The organism is Fictibacillus nanhaiensis (assembly GCF_019801215.1).
GTDB classification, from domain to species: Bacteria; Bacillota; Bacilli; order Bacillales; family Fictibacillaceae; genus Fictibacillus; species Fictibacillus nanhaiensis_C.
In genome coordinates, this window is record NZ_JAHVJO010000002.1 from 550,656 (window position 1) to 568,379 (window position 17,724).

Consider the following 17,724-nt stretch of genomic DNA (forward strand, 5'->3'; position numbering starts at 1 on the left):
TGTCAGTAATCACAGCCGTTGTTTGATGCGGATCGTAAACGAAGCATTTCCATAATCTCCGGTTCAAGAATCTGGTTTAATGCTTTGTCCATCTGTTGAAACGCATCTAGAATTTCAGGAGCATTAGCTAGTGCTTTTTTAAAAGGTGTACCTTCCACATTTGCTTCTGGCAAGCGTGCCATGTTTTACCCTCCTCAAAAGAAATTTACTTTCATTCTCTTTTTAGTTTACATGAAAGCCTTAAATGGACCCAACCATTCTGCTTTGTAAAGGTAGAGCTCCCACCTTTACGTTATATTCATATAACTTTTACGAACGTCATTTATTCTTAAGATAATAACTAAGTATTACATGTTACGCTTTTATCATAGTCAAATCGACTCATTCACGACTGCGGTGTGGTAAATTATCATTATTTTCAGATATTTTAAAAGGGATTTGTAGAAAATTGTTGAATCCTACACACACACCCAAGCTAGCTTGGTAAAAACATCAGAGGAGTGATTTTATGTTAAAGCGTTTCGTGGCATGTGCCGCATCAGTACCACTATTGGTCTCACTAGCTCTCCCAGCATCAGCTGCTGAACCTGAGGTAAAGGAAGCTTCATTTACGCCTCCTTCCCAGCAAGAGGCTGCACCGCAGGAAATCATCATTCATTTTAAAGACTCAGTTTCTGATTCAGCTGCTAAAACCGGAATTTCCAAGTTTGGCGGGAAAGTTGTCGATGCAACCAAAGATTTTATGGTTGTTAAGGTGAACGGCAGTGTTGCTGACGCGATAAAAAAATTCGAAAGTCTCGACTCTGTTGAATATGCCGAGCCGAACGCTACGTTCCACGCTAGTTATGTTCCAAATGATCCAAGCTATAAAACAAAACAATATGCACCTCAAAAGGTAAGCGCAGAGCAAGCTTGGGACGTTACCCAAAGTGCCGCTTCTGTAAAAATAGCCGTAATTGATACGGGAGTGGATTACAATCACCCCGATCTAGCAGGTAAAGTCATTAAAGGACGAGATTTTGTTGCTGATGATAACGACCCAATCGATGAAAACGAGCATGGTACACATGTTGCTGGGATCGCAGCAGCTAACACGAACAACGGCATCGGAATCGCAGGACTTGCTCCTAAGGCTTCTATCCTTGCCGTAAGAGTACTAGACGCAGGTGGCAGCGGATCACTTGATGATGTTGCACAAGGCATTCGTTATGCAGCAGACCAAGGTGCTCAAGTCATCAACTTAAGTCTTGGTGGAAATCTTGGTTCAAAGACATTGGAAGATGCCGTAAACTACGCTTGGAATAAAGGTTCTGTCGTAATCGCTGCAGCTGGAAATTCTGGCGTTAATCTTCCTAGTTATCCTGCTTATTACTCAAACGCGATCGCAGTAGCTGCTACGGATCAAAACGATCAAAGAGCAGCATTCTCTAACTGGGGTACATGGGTAGATATCGCAGCTCCTGGTGTTGCTATTTACTCAACGACACCAAACAATCAATATGCTAGTTTCTCTGGTACGTCCATGGCATCACCTGTTGTTGCCGGAGTAGCTGGATTGCTTGCTGCACAAGGTAAGAATGCTTCACAAATCCGTACAGCTCTTCAAAGCACAGCTGACAAAGTGTCTGGCACAGGAACATTCTTCCAAAACGGCCGTGTAAACGCAGCAAAAGCTGTTCAATAATCATGTAATAAAACAATTCATAACCTCTGAGTCTTTTACTCAACAAAGACTTCGGAGGTTTTTTTGTTTTGTTTAAATTTCGCTCCAAATTGAAACACTGTAAACAGGACATGGTTAGAGCGGAGTGTGATAGAAATTGTTTGGATTCGGTAAAAAGCAAAAACAGAGCAACACTGAGGATGGATCGCAGGCTCAAGCGACCGATCAGGAAAAAAGGCAGACTGAAAAAGAGGCAGAAGAAAAAATCGTTTATTTCTTTTTAATAGGCCTCGCTGTTTTTGGTGTGGTTATTTTGTACATTGGAATATCAAAAGAATTTACTTGAATCGCGGTCGGTTTGAGTGAAGGGGTTCTAGTTGAAAGAGAGGTGGCTTAAGGAGAATGGCTGATTTCACTTCATTCTCCTAAGCGCTTTGATTTCTTTTTTCAATGAGGTTAGCTGATCTTGAATGTCTTTCATCTGGCTTTCTTGTTCTTTCTGTTCTTTTTGGGCTTGAATTCTGTCGAGATAAATTTGTTTTAATACGATAGCGGCACTTAAGGTTCCGAGGAAGTCACCTGCTGTTACGAGCGTCGATCCAAGCAAAGCCAGCTCAGCAGCAAAGGTTTCCGCATCTTTATTGTTCGATAAAAAATCTTCCTCGGCTGCCGCTAACACGACGTCAACAACACGTTGGTTCAAGGTGGTCACTCCTTACTCCTGGTTTTTATTACAATATGCGTTTGCCCTAGTGACGGTTCTTGGATGTAACCCCCCCTTTTTTGATGAAAGGAAATTTTGTTTTTTCGTCATTTTTCCTTGAAGGATAGGCATTTTGACCGATATTACTATCATTAGGGGAGGTCTGACGATGGAACAATGGCTGTCTTTTCGAATTCCTTTTGATATTATTTCAATTTATATTTTGTTAGCTGCTTTTATTGTAGTCGGAATTTTTTCAAGCCTGCTTCGTAATGCCTTGCCAGAATGGTCTGTCAAAATCTTTAGTTCTGCCGGTTTTGTTGGTGTGATTTTTGGATGGCTGAAGCTGTTAGAGTATTAGTTTTATACATAAAAGAAACGCCTGTGGAGTGAACCACTTGGCGTTTTTTCGTTTTATATGAATTTAAACAATAATTTTCGAAGAACAGGCATGAGGTAATCTACAAGTTCTGCAGCACTTGGTACGACAACGTTTTGTGGTCCATAGATATTCTGCATGAGCTTTTCTTCTTCGTCCGTTATTTCTCCGTTCGCGATAAACATCCCAATCGTCTCGATCCCCCGTTTTCTCGTGCGGGTCACGGCTTCATGTGTATCAAGAACCCCGTGTGTCTCATAATCAAAAGCAGCCGGTTCTCCGTCAGAGAAAACGAGCAGAATTTTTTGCTGTTCTGGGCGTTTTGAAAGTTCTTCACCCATTCTCCGGATCGCGTATCCGTCACGGTTGTCTTCTTGCGGCTCGAGCTGCATGATCGAAGCTCCTGGCTGATGCAAGGAATTTCGATAGGAAATGACTTCGTGAAAATAATTGGGTTGATCGTCACTCGTTGCGTCTGCTGCATCTTCCCAAAATCCAACAACTGAATGCGGGATCCGGAGAGCTTTTAGCGTTTCGTGAAAAAGGACGATTCCTTTTTGCGTCTCTTGCATCTTGTTAAACATGGATGCAGAGCAGTCTACGAGCAAGGTGAACGTCGTGTCGAGTTCATGCTGAGACTCTTGTTTTTTTTGGAAAAGTCTCGGGTTTTTGTCTGTCGCCAGTCTTGTCAGCTTTTTTCCGAGTCTCCCAAAGTGCAAATCTTCACGCGGACTTGAACGTTTATGCTCCATCGTTTTTAAAAAGTTCTGTTTGAGCTGAGTAACGAATGGCGCGATTTCTTGTTGAAAATCTTCGTATTGCGCGAGTTCTTCTTGGGTTGATGGTTTTGCCGGAACGAGATGCTCGGTCACGTTTTTATTCACTTCACCGTACGGAAATTGGTTTGAAGAGTCTGATCCTGTTTGGTTGTTATCGGTTTCGGCTTCATGTTCGTTTTGGGTGTTGAAGTCGTTGTTGTCGGTCGTTTGTGCGCTCGCTTGGACTGAACCGAAGACCGCATCTCCAGACTCCGCTTCCCGTGCTCCCTCTCCGAGCAAATCTGTGTTCGTTCCTTGATCAAGATCCATCTGCAAAAAAGATTCCTGCGGGTCTGACGTTTCATCGTGCCAGGAGGAGTGTTCTTCTTTCTCCTGACCTTCTTCGTCATCGTTTTTGTCTTCGTCTTTTGTGATGGTTTTTTTTGTTTTTGTTTCGTTGTTTCGTGTCAGGTCCTCAAGAGTTTGCGATCCTTCGTTATCAGCTGATAGCACTGGTTTATCACTAAAACTGCGGTAAGCGGTTTTCATGTCTGCTAGCTGCGTGTGGTTTTCCATGATTTCTGCCATTTGCAGAACGATTTTTGCGATGTCTGATGTTGATTGTGCTTGAATGAGCTCAGCAAGAACGGGACGCAACTCTTGGTAGAGCGATTGGGTTTGTGCTGGGACACGAACAAAGCGTTTATTCGCTAAAAGGATAATATGGCAAAATAAAGCGTCAAGATCACGCTTTTGTTGGATGTGTTTTCGGTATTCTCTGTTGTAATGCACTTGGAATGTTTCTTTTCGCAGCTTGAAGCTATGTTTCATTCCAGGTCTCTGCTCTGTGCAAAGGAATTCCAGCCGATAATCTTCAGAAAACAGAAGAATCTGTTTTAAAAATTCACGGTGCGGATGAGATTTAAGCTTCTGGAGTGAATCCCAAATTACGTCATCATCCGTATGAAACTGTGTTCCAAAGCTGCGCAAATACACGTCCGATTTCCAGCCTTCCAGCTGGATATCCGGTGGGTACGGATTCCAGAACTGACTTACGTGAGTAATGCCGCTGTTTCGTTGAAGATACGAATGATACGAAAATGAAACGTCCATCTCGTCCACTCGTGATAGCGACCGTGCCAGGTCAATCAGTTGCATATGAACAAAAGAATCGATCTTTGTATCTGCAAAAATTAGGAATTTCATCTAGGCGAAACCTCCAAAATCATCGTGGGAAATAAATTGTAGGGGGACAGTCCCCATTTCCCAGCTTACACAAACAGCGTCGCGGCCACGTTGGAAACGAGGGCGCGTTCGCGGGCGTCTTCAAGCTTGTCGGCGATAGCGCGCTGGATGGCGCGCTTCGCCGGCAAGTAGACGGAGAGGTCGGCCGCATCCAGCAAAGCGCGGATGGATGCGGCGTCCTCGGACAGATGGCCGCCTTTCGCCTGGCCGATGAGGTCAGACGAAAGCTGGACAAATTTATCCAGTGTGCTGTCGTCTTTTTGCTGAGACTGATTTTTAAGCATTTCTTTTAACGTATCTCCTTGAATGTATGGGACCTCAATCACGACAAAACGATTTTTCAAAGCTTCATTCAATGGCACAGTCCCAATGTATCCTTCATTAATGGCGGCGATCACGTTGAATTCCGGTCTCGCTTTTACCACTTCACCAGTAAACGGGTTAGCGATCGTGCGCCGGTAGTCAAGCATTCCATTTAAGATCGGCAGCGTTTCAGGCTTCGCGATGTTAATCTCATCGATGTATAAGAAGTGCCCGTTGTTCGCAGCTTTCGTAACAGGACCTGGAATGAACGCGATCTCTTGTTTGCCATCTTCATAGCTTAACGTTTTATGACCTAATAGCGCTTCAGCATCAAGATCAACCGAGGCATTAATCTGGTGCAGTGGCTGCCCGAACAGATTTGAAAGGAGTTCAGCCAGCTTCGTTTTACCTGAACCCGTCGGACCTTTCAGCAATACGTTTTTACCTAATGCAAGTGCGATTACCGCATCTTCCACGAGCGATGTATCAGGTGCCGTGTATCCAGGCTTTCCTATCAACTCTTTGAAAACATCCGGTAAATTTTCAAATCGTCTAGCCGCATCTTGTTGAATTTTTTCTTTTATCTCATTTGGAAGTTGAAGGTTCATTTTAAAAAGTCCTTTCTTTCATCTATCAACAGTATTTCCAGCATTTCCGTTACATAAATCCTTACACAATGTATCATTGTAAGCTTTTACAAAGCAAGCCCCCCGTTTTACGTCAAAAAACGCCTCGATAAAGGGATTATCAAGGCGTTCCTTTCATGTGTTCATTTTTTATTCGAGAAACGATATGCGGCTTCGGATTCCAGCAATTAAACTCGTAATTGGGTTTTGTCTCAAAACCTAATCGCTCGCAGTGATAACGCATACCATGGTCCGTTTTTTCAGGCTTAAAATGTACGCACGTTGCACAGCAATGGTAACGATTAATTTTCACGTACTTTCACTTCCCTTTTAACGATCTGTGAAATAGCTTTTAATGATGGCCATATATTCTCTCACGTGAGCTTGTGGAATGGAGGAAATTCTAAGCGGTGAACCTAACCCTTCAGCTTCAATCCCTACACGTTTAGCGATCATTTTTGTCCGGAACAGATGAAAATCACTTGTTACGATCAATACGTTGGCATCTGGCTGAATCATTTCCTTCGCATACAAAAGATTTTCGTGTGTACTCGTTGCCTTTTCTTCTATTACAATGCGGTTTGGTTCAATCCCATTGTCGACAAGATAGTTCTTCATAATGATACCTTCACTCGTCGTTTTTCTGAATCCAAGACCGCCACTCACGATAAAAGTAACGTCCGGATGTTTTGTTGCGTAGGCTAACGCTTGATCGAGACGCTCCTTGAGAACGGCACCAGGCTTATTATTTTTTGTGCCACCTCCAAGAACAAGAATCGTATCTATCTTACCCGTTACCTTCTTTGGGTCCGTGTTGGCTGACGTAAGAATGAGTGTTTCTAAGGCTCCCACAAAAAGGAGAGCAAGAACCGTGAAGATGATGGTCGTTTTCTTGTACGTACTCATTAGTCTGATCACGGTTTGGTATTTGTAAAAAAGAATGAAAAAAAATAGACCAAGAATAAAGATGACAGCAAGTCCCATATCCATGTTTGTAGTTTGAATGAGGATCGCTGTTGCATAGATCAAGAACAGATTACTAAGAGTAAGAAATAGTTTTCTCATGACTTCGGATCTCCAAATGGGTAGATTTTCTATTTCTAGTATAAAGGAAAAAGAAAAAGAGCGGAGGTTTGATTTCTGCCGCTCTTTAATCGATTATTTTTTATTAATATCTGCTTTTTTAACTTCTTGTTGAATTTCGTTTGTTATGTCTTCTTTCATATCTTTCGTCGTTTGGGCTGCATCGGTTTTTATCTCTTCGGTCTTCTTGTCTACAGCTTCTTTTTGACGTTTTGTAATATCATTGATTTGCTGATCGTAATGAGTCTTTAATTCGGTTTTCTTCTCAGCGATAACTTCTGATTTTTTCTTATCTAGCTCTTCTTTTGTACTTGAAAAAATTCCGTTCACTGTTGATTTCATATCTTTTAACAGCACTTGTTTCTCTTTACTAAGTTCATTGTTAATGTCTGTTTTGTATGTATAAGCTAGAATTTTCGCATATACTTCATCAGCTAAATTAGGATTTGCGGCAAACGCAGAGGTTGTTCCGAGAGAAAGCGCAAAAGCTGTTGCTAAAATGCCCTTTACCCATTTTTTTGAAGATTTCTTTTTCATACCAAACTTTTCTTTTCTTGAGATTTCCATAAAAAATACCCCTTCCTTTATAAATAGAATAAAAGAAGCGGTCGGTTGCGCTACTAGCTCTGATCACTCCAAGCGCCCAATTACAGAATGATCTTCAAAGCCCCACACTTATTTAATTATATTATAATATTAATTTACCATTATAGGAATAAGCTGTAAACTATATTTTCATGAATTTTTATGGTGATTTCAATATTTTAGTAGATTAAATCCCTTTTTCGATAAAAGGCTATTGTCCGCACGGCGCGGACAATAGCTCTTAAAATGTATTTGTCTGGGGTCTGTCCCCCTTTGTGAAACTCCCCACAATGTATGCAATAAACGAGAATAGGATTGGCATTACGACCGTATGCATACCCCAAAGGTTTGGTTGATTTACATGAAGCCACATGTATGACCCAACTCCTACTACAATAGAGGCAATTGCTCCATTTGCGTTTCCTCTTCTCCAATACAACCCCATAACGATCGGCCAAATAAACGCTGCTTCAAGTCCACCAAATGCAAAGAGGTTTAACCAGATCAACAAATCAGGCGGGTTGATGGCCATCGCAAATACACTCAAGCCTACCACTGCTGTTATCGCAAAGCTCAACTTTTTCACAAAACGCTCTTCTGCATCTGGTTTTACATAATTGATGTATACGTCTTTAATGATGGTAGAGCTTACGAGCAATAGAACGGAATCTACCGTTGACATCACAGCAGCAAGCGGAGCTGCGAGGACGATACCTGCTAACCAGCCCGGTAATACTTCAAGTGCAAGTAAAGGCATCACTTTATCCGGAACCTCAATACCAGGAAGAATTACCCTGCCAAAAACACCAGCTAAATGCATACCTAACATAATAAACCCAACGACAAATGTTCCAATGATCATCGCCCTGTGCATCGCTTTTGCATTTCGATAACTCATGGCGCGAACTGAAATCTGAGGAAGCCCCACTACACCAACACCTACTAAAATCCAGAAAGAAGAAACATAGAGTGGTGTGAGGGATTCATTTGAACCAAATGGAGAGATTAGGTTTGGATTCTCCGTTCGCAATTCGCTCATAATGTTGTCAATCCCGCCACCAGCAACAATCGTTCCAGCGAGTATAATCACTGTACCAATCACCATGACCACACCTTGTATGGCATCGGTGATCACTACAGCTCTAAAACCACCTGCGATAACATACACCAACACTGAGCCTGAAAAGATAAACAGTGCCGTTGTGTAAGATAATCCTGTGAACGACTCAATTAGTCTGCCTCCACCAACCCATTGGGCAGCCATGGCTGAAAATAAGAATATAACAATACTGAGTGCGGATAGAATAACAACCCATTTACTCTCATATCTTGCCTTTAAGAAGTCGATCAGCGTTACTGCGTTAATTTTCCTGGCTACAATCGCAAACTTCTTACCTAAGACTGCAAGTGTAAAGTATCCTGTAACAAGCTGTGCCATCGCAAGAAGTACCCAGCCCAATCCCAGCTGATATGCTGCTCCTGGCCCCCCAATAAAGCTTGAGGCACTTCCGTAAGTGGCAACCATTGTCATAGCAAGCACAAAACCACCTAGCTCACGGCCTGCTAAAAAGTAATCTTGTAAAAAAGAAGGACCGCTTTTCATATGGCGAGACGTATAGATACCAATACAAAAAACGAGTACCAAAAAGAAGGCTAATGGCAGGATCACATCCCAATTCATTAATGATTCTCCTCCTTTTCCATCTCTTCTGTTTCAAAAGGAACTTCTTTAAAGAAGAATTTAACCATAATCCATACAAGTATGGTAAAGACAATAAATCCAGCAATACAGCTATAAAAAAACCACGCAGGAAAACCAAGTATGTACGTATATTCTTTTACTGGTTGACTTCCAAGTCCGTATGCAAATGCATACCACCATACAAAATTCAAAAGCGCCAGCACCGTGCCCATAATGGCCTCTTTATTGGAGACTCGAAAACGCCAGTCCTTTACTTTTTTCATTTTTCAACCTCCTGGAGTCACAAAAAATAAAGTCCACTCATTATCATGTCAAAGCCTAAAACGATTGTCGAGCTCTTTCGACTTATTTTAGGGATTTCGATAAGAAGAGACCAATCCCTTGTTACATTTATATCGTGCAAATGAAACCCTATATTTTTTCCTATCGTAGTAACCATTGTTGAATAACCTCTACGCATGCATGGGATATGTATTTAATATATTTATTGTAAGGATGAAGTATTGAGATTAGGCTAACCTTTTAGCATGGAGAAGAAGAAATATTTAAGTTGGAAAAGTCGTTAATTGCTAAATTCCTAAAATAATTTCCGGGGAAATGTGATAAAAAAATTTAGAATTCTATATTGTTCGACAAGACTATTTTAAAAAAAAGCAAAAAAAAGAACACATTTTGAAACCAACCCATTCGTACCGTTTGCATTCTTTATTTTCCTTAGCGTTTTACTCAATATCATTGAGGGAAATAAATTGATTGGGGACAGTCCCCATTTCCCACTAGTTATCCTCTGTTATAAAATAAAGGAACTACGAAAGGAGGTGAAGATCATTCCTAGAACGAGGCGTATCTGGTACCCTGATGCCGTTTACCATGTGACTACTCGCGGAAACCGAAGGGAACCTCTTTTTTATTCTCATTTGGATTTCCATCGCTATTTAAAAATCCTCAGTCACTGCGTAAAAAAGTATTCTGTTGAACTTTTTTCGTATTGCCTCATGACAAATCACACCCATTTGCAAATCCAGTGCCGTCATTCCCCGCCTGGAGATTTCATGAAAGAACTTAATGAAACGTACGCCATGTATTTCAATAAGAAATACGAACTTACCGGACATGTGTTTCAAGGCAGGTATGGAACAGAATTGATTGAAGACCGTTCCTATCTCTTAGACACGAGTCGATATATTCATATGAATCCGGTAACAGCCGATATTGTTATGTTTCCTCTTGAATATCCATGGAGCAGCTACCGCTATTATGTTACAAAGTCGGTATGTCCCTTTGTGGAAACCTCAACCATTCTTGGATTATTTCAAAATTCAAAACCTCTTTATCGTGAATATGTAGAAAGCAGGACCTCACCGGTAGTCGAACATTAACTACAACGTCATTTTACACTCTGTTTATTTTAAAGCGTTAGCTAGTACGAACAATAAAAAAAGCCGGTTATGTCCTTCTGACGAAGACACAACCGGCTTTTTTGTATTTGACTGGGGTCTGTCCCCCCCCTAGAAATGAAACTTCTGCACGTGGGTGCGCATTTGTTCCGCGTATTGCTCCAGCTGTTCTGCCAGGTGGTTCAATTGCTCCATCGATGCTGACTGCTGCTCCGTTGATGCGGAAACTTCTTCGGTTCCCGCGGCTGTTTCTTGTGTAATGGCTAAAATGTGTGAAGCATTTTCCAATAACACATCTTTTTGCTGAGCCATTTCTTGAACAGACGCAATAACCTCTTTTAATTTTACAGAGTTTCCTTGAACGGCGTTTGAGATCGCTGTGAAGGTGTGTTCCGTTTCTTCCACTGCCTCACCCTGTGAAAGGATAAGTGCTGCGGCTTCTTGTACTTGTCCTACTGTTGTTTGTGTAACAGACTGCATTTCACCGATCAGCCCGCTTATTTCTTTTAGAGAACCTTCTGTTTGTTCTGCCAGTTTACGAACTTCATCCGCTACAACCGCAAATCCTCGGCCTGACTCCCCTGCTCGTGCCGCTTCTATCGCTGCGTTCAACGCCAACAGATTTGTCTGGTTCGCGATTTCACTTATCGTATGGACAATTTCTTGAACACTGCCAGACGTTTCATCCAGTTTTTTTATGGAAGTGATCATATCCTTTGTCATTTCGGTCGTAAGCATGGACTTTTCCTTCAGGAAGTTCACTTTGGCAACACCTGTTACGGATGCGTCATTCATCTGCTGTGTTGTTTTTTCAATTGCTTCCCCTTGTTCTTGCACTTGAATAATTCGGTCAGCAAGTACGTTTGCTGCTTTTGCATTTCCGTCCATCAGTTCAGCCTGATGTGACGATCCTGCTGCAATCTGCTGCATCGTTATCGAGACTTCATGAGCGGAAGCTGAATTTTCTTCAGCACTTGATACTACCGTTTGAGATGCATCTGTTACATGATCTGTAATCTGAGCCATCTCACCAATGAGCACCCGCATTTGTCCTGACATTTCTGTAAAACTATCAGCGAGTTCACCAATCTCATCTTCTCGGTTAATGCTGACGTCTACTTGCAAATTTCCGTTTTTCATTTCATTCATGGCTTCTTTTAGCTCTTTTACCGGTTGAGTAACTCTTCTCGATACAAACAAGGAGATAACTGCAGCTACTGCAAGCGTGATCAGTAAGGCGATTCCAATCGGCAACAAAATAACGGAAGCCTTTTTCTCAAACTCACTTACGGCTACTGTTCCTGCAAGCTTCCAACCTGTCTTTTCATTCTTAAAGTAACTAATAATCCGCTTTTCGTTGTTCAGCTCAGTCGTTAATACACCTTGGCTTTCTTTCATGTCCTTGTAAAAGGATTCTTTTGCGGCACTTTTCCCTGATTTTTTAGCATCTGGGTGCACCATGTAATTTCCTGAGTTATCAATCAGAAGGGCATATCCTGTACTTCCTATCTTTACGTTTTGCATCAACGTTAAGATGTCGTTAACGGCTATGTCAATCGCTGCCACACCAACCGTTTTTCCGTTGTATTCAATCCCTTTTACAGCTTTGACTACAGGTCGATCCGTAGCTGTGTCAATAAAAGGATCCAGCCAGTAAACTTGATCAGGGTTCTTAACCGCTTGCTGGTACCACGATGTCAACGTAAAATCGTCAACTGGTTCTGACGGTATCGGATACATGATAACGTCTTTTGAATCTGAAATAAAATAACTATTCATGATTGCGGCATTTGAAAGATGATAGTCTTCTAGCTTATTAATAATAAAGTCAGGACTGTCCCCTTTTTCATAAAATTTGATCCAAGCCGCATCTGCGTATGCTTCCACATATTCAGCATTGTCTTCTAAAAAACGATTCAGTGACTCATTGAGGTCGTTCATTCTCGCAGATGTGTCACTCGAAGAATTATCAACGGTTGTCTTTACGCTAAAGAAATAACTTACCCCGCTCACGACCAACCCTGTCATAATTATCAGTAATAAAAAAGGCACAAGAATTTGCCTTTGTAGACTTTTCTTAATCATCATTTTCCTCCATCTGTATACTTTTTCTAGGCAGCAAAAAGTATATCGACAGGAAGTAACAAATTATTTAATAGAAAAAATAAAAATTGTCTCCACGGAAAAGACAATTCGACGAAAAGTGTAATTGTACGGGGTCTGTCCCCCTATATATACAAAAAAATAATAGACTTGACACAAAATATGGTATATAATTATCTTAAGTTTTACCGATATTAAGTGCAGTAGTGGTTATTATATTTGAGGGGGTATGGACCATGAGCCCAAGCAATGCTCTTGTCTTAACTACGGAAATAGACGCCATTCGCACGACCATGTATGAGGTAAGTAAAAAGGTTAATAGTCTTGCTGATCCGCTTCTTGTACAGCTTAGTCAAATTTTGGACGAGAAACTAAACAAACTGGATCAAATAAAGAGTTGCGCATAATAAAGGATAGACAAATCATTATATTTAATTACTTATGACCGGAGGCCCGTTAGTTTATGGGGATTTCCGGTTTTTTATTTCGTCAACTTCCATTCTACTCTATCACTTGCTCATTCCCCTTCAAAAACTCCTAATCTATCTGTTATCTAAACTCCTCACCTGTCAGCACACTCATAAAATCGTTAAAAAAATAGGGATAGTTAAAATCAAAGGCAATTCGATGTTTTTTTACTTGTTCTCCAAATTCAATATACGGTCTAATGTCTGCTATACTCTGTCCTCTTGCCGTTTCCTCAACGACAATATGAACAGGCAATGTTCTGAAGGTGAACATCTCTTCACGAATGGTTGCCATTAACGTCAGAGCATCATGAACAGGACTTCCTTTTATATCTGGAACTCGTTTTTTATAAAATTCGTAATAAAAATCTAGTAACGGTTTAACTAAAGGAGCTTTTCCTTTGTAATCGATATAATTGATCATATCAGGCGTTACAAGAGCACGGTCCGTGACATTTAACGGAATGATTGTCACATTTTCTGCATATGTCAAGACAACTCTTACGGCAATCGGGTCCGCATGAAAATTAGCTTCCGACACAGCCGTAACGTTCCCTGGCACCCAAAACGCGCCTCCCATAATATAGTAGGCTTTCACTTTTTTCATAACGGTTTGATACAAAATAAAAAGCGTTGCAAGAGAAGTCAACCTTCCCGTATTAACGATAATCAATTCATTCTCATATTCATGAATCAAGTTAATGATCTCAAAGAAATTCTCAATCACACCTTCATATACCCCTGGCTCAATCGGACCTAATCCGTACTCTCCATGAACTTCCGGGTAAAAGGTAGGCTGTTCTCCCGTCATTGGTACCTCTGCGCCTCCAATGATTTTTACATCAGACGGGACTTTGATCATGTTAACGAGATAGTTCACATTTGTAATGGTCTGTTCTCGTGGAACATTTCCGTAATCCGCGACAACACCTACAATGTCGATGTCATCACTTAAATACGCGTATATTAAGGCAATCGTGTCATCAATTCCCACATCTCCAAAGAGCAAGACTTTTTGTCCCATAATAAAACCCCTCTTAGGCTTTTGTTTATAGTCTATTAAAGAGGTGGCTTGATTTATGAAGACAGCATAAGAGATTATTCCAAAAACCGTTTTCTTACATCTGGAGTCGGCATCATGCAGCTTTCCTTTTTGCCAAACCATTTGTAGCGGTTCTCGGCCACTTGTTTATAAAAAAAGTTTCGCCATGATTTCGGAAAAACCAATAAAATTTTCCCAAGATTAAAAGGAAACTTCAAAAAGCTCGATACATGCAATACCGCATCAGATTCAGCATATACTTGTCCATTATGGATAAAGATCACCGAATCCGTCTTTTCTGAATCTATGTTGTAGTCAGAAAGCAACTTTTGGCCAGCTTCCGATTGAATAGCAGAAAATCGAAGCTCGTCATTTTTTTCGTGCTTTAAAATAAACTGGACACTATTGTCGCAAAGGTTGCATACCCCGTCAAACAGAAGAACAGGTCCATTGTCATTGTTGTTATTTTCCATCCCCTTACCCCTCCGTTTCAGAATCTTAAGGTTTCTTATGTACCCTCTATTTTACATTTTTTTTATTATTCTTCCTAATCGTTATCCCTTACTTTCCTAAAACTCTAATCATTACCCATAAAATACATCTTCCAACAATAGGCATTGTAGTATAAACTTCTATTGAGAGAAAAGGAAAGGTGAAGATCGAATGAAAATTAGAGCATTGAAGCAAGAAGCGAGACAGCAACTAAAAGGACAGTGGGGGCGTGCTGCTTTATTTACGCTGCTTTTCTCAGCTATTTATTATTTAATTCCCATGATTATTGAAATCAACCTGAGTGGCGGTTTTGAAAGTTGGCTTAACGCAACCGAAACAGACAGCGGAACAGCAAGTACTTTCCTGATTACGCTTGTGCTGCTGCCTTTATATATTGGTTACCTATGGACGTTCTTATCGGTGATTCGTACTGGCGAAAAAATAGAGTACAAAGGACTGCTGACAGCATTCGGAGAAATTAGCACATACCTTAAATTACTTGGTACTTATTTAGTTATGATGGTCTACACTCTTTTGTGGTTCCTTCTATTGATTATTCCTGGCATCATTAAGGGATTAGCGTATTCACAAACTTATTACGTATTAAAAGATCAGCCTGATATCGGGATTAACAAAGCCATTACCGAAAGCCGAAAGCTGATGAAGGGCTATAAATGGAAATTCTTTGTTCTTCAGCTAAGCTTTATCGGATGGGTTATTCTTTGTCTGTTAACGCTTGGAATTGGTTTCCTATGGCTTGCGCCTTACATGAGTTCATCTTCTGCTGCTTTTTATAATGAATTAGTAAAAAAGCAAAGTGATGAGGAACTGATCGCTGAAAAAGAATAGTTTTCTCGTTTAAAAAATAACCTCGAACTTGTCCTCTTTACTTGGACTTTTCGGGGTTTTTTGTTTGTGTAAGAACTGCATGAATCTTTTATCAGATTCATATTTTTATAATAAGGGAGGTCAGTTCAGATGGGAATTATTGAATTACTTATAGCAAGAGCAAACACTGCCGTCGTTACGAAAAAAGGAGATGACAGACTGGCCTCGATTGGCGGAAAACCTTTTAAAACCATTAATGGAGCAATAACAGCGATTAACACTTTAAGGGCTAAAGGGATAACCATACTTGTTTTCCCTGGTATTTATGAAGAGACCGTATCGATACCTGCTGGAAACTCTTTGCAAGGCCTATGTTGTTCAACAGTCGTTATTACAAAACAGGAAGTAACCTCTAACACAACGTTGGTTACGATGGGTGAACAAACTACCCTTGAATCAGTTACCCTCTTATTAACTTCTTCCGTTCATGTTTCCTTAATTGGTGTTGCCTTTCCAGGGATCACCACGCGTTCAGCTATTGTAAAACAGGTGGCAATTGAGGTAGACAATGCGACTGCGCCATCAAGCGGTACGTCAAATGTATATGGTGTACATTCCTATGGCACTGGACTTCCAGATATCAGTATAGATAATATCAATAATTCTACAATCATTGCTCGCTCAGCAGGTTTGGGTAACAAAAGGGCTTTACTCGTTGATACGAATTCGCATAACTTTAACTGCAGAAATTCTGTTTTTTTAACCACTCGTTCTGCAGGTGGAGGTTCATATATTGGTGCAGAAGTAAATGCATCTGGTTCGCTGTTAAATCTTCAAGGATGTTCTATTGAAGGACAAACTGCAGATATTTCACAAACTGCGGGCTCTTTAAATATTGGCAGTACGGATTTAATCCTTTCTAATGCCAATTCCCTTGGTTTTTCTACTACATGGCAGCCGTCCATTCTTGTGTGGGCCCAATCAGGAGTAATAGCAGCAGGAACTAGCTATTATCGTCCCGGCACGGCTGCGTTGACAAGCACGGACGTTTTTATTCGGTTAAGTCAGAAATGTGTTATTAAAACGCTAAGTGTACGCTCGTTAGTTGGACCAGGAATCGGGACGACGGTAGTTTGGACCATCCGTAAAAATGGTGAAGATACACCTCTGACGGTTTCTATGAACAATTCCCAAACCTCCGCTATTAATGAAGCCATCTCCGTTAATTTTGATGCAGGGGATAACATTTCTTTAGAAGTGACCGTAGGTAATTTAAGTACGATTGCAGATACGGTTGTGCAAGTTGATGTTGTTTAAGAGCTAGAATCTCCCCGTGATCTTAATAAATTGTAAAATGATCGGTACACCTTTTTCTGGAACAGAACCTGAAGCATGTAGCAATGTAAGTCTGCCTTCATCCACTTGATAAAAAGTGGCAGGTTGAATGATTCCATTTATAAAAAGATTCACATAAGAACATTGATTAGGGTTGATTATGTCAGTGCTAGCATATTCTTGCCTTTTGTCCAAATTGGTATATACTCGTTTTTCACCATCTGACAGCGTCGTATATTGAAAAGCTTCCACCTGTAGAATTTTTGGAGAAGGTGATGGCGGCGATGGGGATCGCGGGAATTTAGGACAAAAATAAAAACAACAGTCACACTGATAACCATCGTAACAATCGCAACAGCAGCAAGTATGGCAGCAGTTTCTTTGGTTTTGACAGCAACGTTTATTTTGGTGATGATGATTTCGGGAGCTGGAGCAGCAAGGTTGAAATAAGGATTTACTTTTACAAGGATGTGATTGATCTTTATTAAACAAAGTAAGTCCTCCCATTATAAAAAGTGTACAGAAAATAAATCGCTGCTGTATGTCGTAGCCGCTTTACGTTACGACAAATTCGAGAATTACAGGGGTTGCAGCATCGAGCGTGTCTCCTCCAGGAATGCTTACGGAAGAAGTAGTGACCGAAGATGTATCTGCTGTTTGAATCATGGCATTCAGATAAAGGTTGTAATACGCATATGTTGATGGAAATGCGGTGGCCGCAGCTCCCGTGTCCGTAGTAAAAGCGGTAGCCGCAATGGCGAACGTGCCACCCGTCCCTGTGCCACTTCCAATCGTAGAAGCATATCTTCTTGATTTTACATTGTAGTATGGCTTAATAATTGGCATTGTCTTTCCTCATTTCTTCATGGTTGACTTGTTCGTGGTTCATAAAAGGAAAAGCAGAATTTATCAATGTAGCCCCCTATACTGTATGCCAAAATTAGTGAAATTGACCCATGTGAGTTCCCTGCATTGTCCATTCGAGATGGACAATGCAGGTGATTTTGTATTTG

The 17,724-nt window shown here is 40.9% G+C and carries 21 protein-coding genes and 1 riboswitch; of the genes, 7 read left to right on the forward strand and 14 right to left on the reverse strand.

The features are described from left to right. Positions 1-2: 2 nt before the first annotated feature. Positions 3-182, reverse strand: a complete 180-nt coding sequence (locus KUV80_RS11325; protein WP_222462811.1) for a hypothetical protein — start codon at positions 180-182, stop codon at positions 3-5. Positions 183-508: 326 nt separating this feature from the next. On the opposite strand from KUV80_RS11325, the gene KUV80_RS11330 reads away from it, so the two are divergent. Together KUV80_RS11330 and KUV80_RS11335 are read left to right on the forward strand one after the other, a co-directional pair. Further along, complete coding sequence (locus KUV80_RS11330) at positions 509-1,684, forward strand: S8 family peptidase (RefSeq protein WP_222462812.1); 1,176 nt, start codon at positions 509-511, stop codon at positions 1,682-1,684. 136 nt (positions 1,685-1,820) lie between these two features. Further along, positions 1,821-2,009, forward strand: a complete 189-nt coding sequence (locus tag KUV80_RS11335; RefSeq protein ID WP_222462813.1) for a hypothetical protein — start codon at positions 1,821-1,823, stop codon at positions 2,007-2,009. A gap of 66 nt (positions 2,010-2,075) precedes the next feature. Here KUV80_RS11335 and KUV80_RS11340 read toward each other — a convergent pair whose 3' ends face one another. Continuing rightward, positions 2,076-2,366 (reverse strand): hypothetical protein, encoded by a 291-nt coding sequence (locus KUV80_RS11340; protein ID WP_222462814.1) that lies wholly within the window; start codon positions 2,364-2,366, stop codon positions 2,076-2,078. Between the two features lie 169 nt (positions 2,367-2,535). Between KUV80_RS11340 and KUV80_RS11345 the strand changes: the two genes are divergently transcribed. Further along, positions 2,536-2,727, forward strand: coding sequence for a hypothetical protein (locus KUV80_RS11345; RefSeq protein ID WP_222462815.1), 192 nt, complete (start codon positions 2,536-2,538; stop codon positions 2,725-2,727). 53 nt (positions 2,728-2,780) lie between these two features. Here KUV80_RS11345 and KUV80_RS11350 read toward each other — a convergent pair whose 3' ends face one another. From KUV80_RS11350 to KUV80_RS11380, 7 genes are all read right to left on the reverse strand, one after another. Then, positions 2,781-4,709 carry a vWA domain-containing protein gene (locus KUV80_RS11350; RefSeq protein ID WP_222462816.1) on the reverse strand — a complete coding sequence of 643 codons (1,929 nt, stop codon included), beginning with the start codon at positions 4,707-4,709 and terminating at the stop codon, positions 2,781-2,783. Positions 4,710-4,774: 65 nt separating this feature from the next. Further along, complete coding sequence (locus KUV80_RS11355) at positions 4,775-5,659, reverse strand: ATP-binding protein (RefSeq protein ID WP_222462817.1); 885 nt, start codon at positions 5,657-5,659, stop codon at positions 4,775-4,777. 139 nt (positions 5,660-5,798) lie between these two features. Further along, complete coding sequence (locus KUV80_RS11360; RefSeq protein ID WP_222462818.1) at positions 5,799-5,990, reverse strand: hypothetical protein; 192 nt, start codon at positions 5,988-5,990, stop codon at positions 5,799-5,801. Positions 5,991-6,007: 17 nt separating this feature from the next. Further along, positions 6,008-6,742 (reverse strand): YdcF family protein, encoded by a 735-nt coding sequence (locus KUV80_RS11365; RefSeq protein ID WP_222462819.1) that lies wholly within the window; start codon positions 6,740-6,742, stop codon positions 6,008-6,010. A 93-nt stretch (positions 6,743-6,835) separates the two neighbouring features. Beyond that, entirely contained in the window at positions 6,836-7,327 is a 492-nt protein-coding gene (locus KUV80_RS11370) for a hypothetical protein (protein ID WP_222462820.1), read from the reverse strand. Between the two features lie 30 nt (positions 7,328-7,357). Then, positions 7,358-7,440: riboswitch (cyclic di-GMP riboswitch) on the reverse strand. Positions 7,441-7,586: 146 nt separating this feature from the next. After that, entirely contained in the window at positions 7,587-9,026 is a 1,440-nt protein-coding gene (gene panF / locus KUV80_RS11375; protein ID WP_222462821.1) for a sodium/pantothenate symporter, read from the reverse strand. Further along, the gene (locus KUV80_RS11380) at positions 9,026-9,310 is read right to left on the reverse strand and encodes a YhdT family protein (protein WP_222462822.1); all 285 of its coding nucleotides are present in this window, start codon (positions 9,308-9,310) and stop codon (positions 9,026-9,028) included. Before KUV80_RS11380 ends, panF begins: the two co-directional genes overlap by 1 nt. Before the next feature lie 609 nt (positions 9,311-9,919). Here KUV80_RS11380 and KUV80_RS11385 point away from each other — a divergent pair. Continuing rightward, positions 9,920-10,426 (forward strand): transposase, encoded by a 507-nt coding sequence (locus tag KUV80_RS11385; RefSeq protein ID WP_338083497.1) that lies wholly within the window; start codon positions 9,920-9,922, stop codon positions 10,424-10,426. 129 nt (positions 10,427-10,555) lie between these two features. On the opposite strand, the gene KUV80_RS11390 is transcribed toward KUV80_RS11385, so the two are convergent. Continuing rightward, complete coding sequence (locus KUV80_RS11390; protein ID WP_222462823.1) at positions 10,556-12,529, reverse strand: methyl-accepting chemotaxis protein; 1,974 nt, start codon at positions 12,527-12,529, stop codon at positions 10,556-10,558. Positions 12,530-12,783: 254 nt separating this feature from the next. Between KUV80_RS11390 and KUV80_RS11395 the strand changes: the two genes are divergently transcribed. Then, entirely contained in the window at positions 12,784-12,954 is a 171-nt protein-coding gene (locus KUV80_RS11395; RefSeq protein ID WP_222462824.1) for an aspartyl-phosphate phosphatase Spo0E family protein, read from the forward strand. 142 nt (positions 12,955-13,096) lie between these two features. Here KUV80_RS11395 and KUV80_RS11400 read toward each other — a convergent pair whose 3' ends face one another. Together KUV80_RS11400 and KUV80_RS11405 are read right to left on the reverse strand one after the other, a co-directional pair. Beyond that, positions 13,097-14,038, reverse strand: coding sequence for a nucleoside hydrolase (locus tag KUV80_RS11400; RefSeq protein ID WP_222462825.1), 942 nt, complete (start codon positions 14,036-14,038; stop codon positions 13,097-13,099). A 74-nt stretch (positions 14,039-14,112) separates the two neighbouring features. Beyond that, complete coding sequence (locus tag KUV80_RS11405; RefSeq protein ID WP_222462826.1) at positions 14,113-14,529, reverse strand: thiol-disulfide oxidoreductase DCC family protein; 417 nt, start codon at positions 14,527-14,529, stop codon at positions 14,113-14,115. Positions 14,530-14,719: 190 nt separating this feature from the next. Between KUV80_RS11405 and KUV80_RS11410 the strand changes: the two genes are divergently transcribed. Beyond that, positions 14,720-15,397, forward strand: coding sequence for a DUF975 family protein (locus KUV80_RS11410; RefSeq protein ID WP_222462827.1), 678 nt, complete (start codon positions 14,720-14,722; stop codon positions 15,395-15,397). A gap of 129 nt (positions 15,398-15,526) precedes the next feature. Beyond that, on the forward strand, positions 15,527-16,693 hold the full coding sequence (locus KUV80_RS11415) for a hypothetical protein (RefSeq protein WP_222462828.1): 1,167 nt from the start codon (positions 15,527-15,529) through the stop codon (positions 16,691-16,693). A gap of 3 nt (positions 16,694-16,696) precedes the next feature. On the opposite strand, the gene KUV80_RS18765 is transcribed toward KUV80_RS11415, so the two are convergent. Together KUV80_RS18765 and KUV80_RS11425 are read right to left on the reverse strand one after the other, a co-directional pair. After that, on the reverse strand, positions 16,697-17,218 hold the full coding sequence (locus KUV80_RS18765) for a DUF4183 domain-containing protein (protein ID WP_276516644.1): 522 nt from the start codon (positions 17,216-17,218) through the stop codon (positions 16,697-16,699). A gap of 48 nt (positions 17,219-17,266) precedes the next feature. Further along, positions 17,267-17,557 carry a DUF4183 domain-containing protein gene (locus tag KUV80_RS11425; protein ID WP_222462830.1) on the reverse strand — a complete coding sequence of 97 codons (291 nt, stop codon included), beginning with the start codon at positions 17,555-17,557 and terminating at the stop codon, positions 17,267-17,269. Between the last annotated feature and the right edge of the window lie 167 nt (positions 17,558-17,724).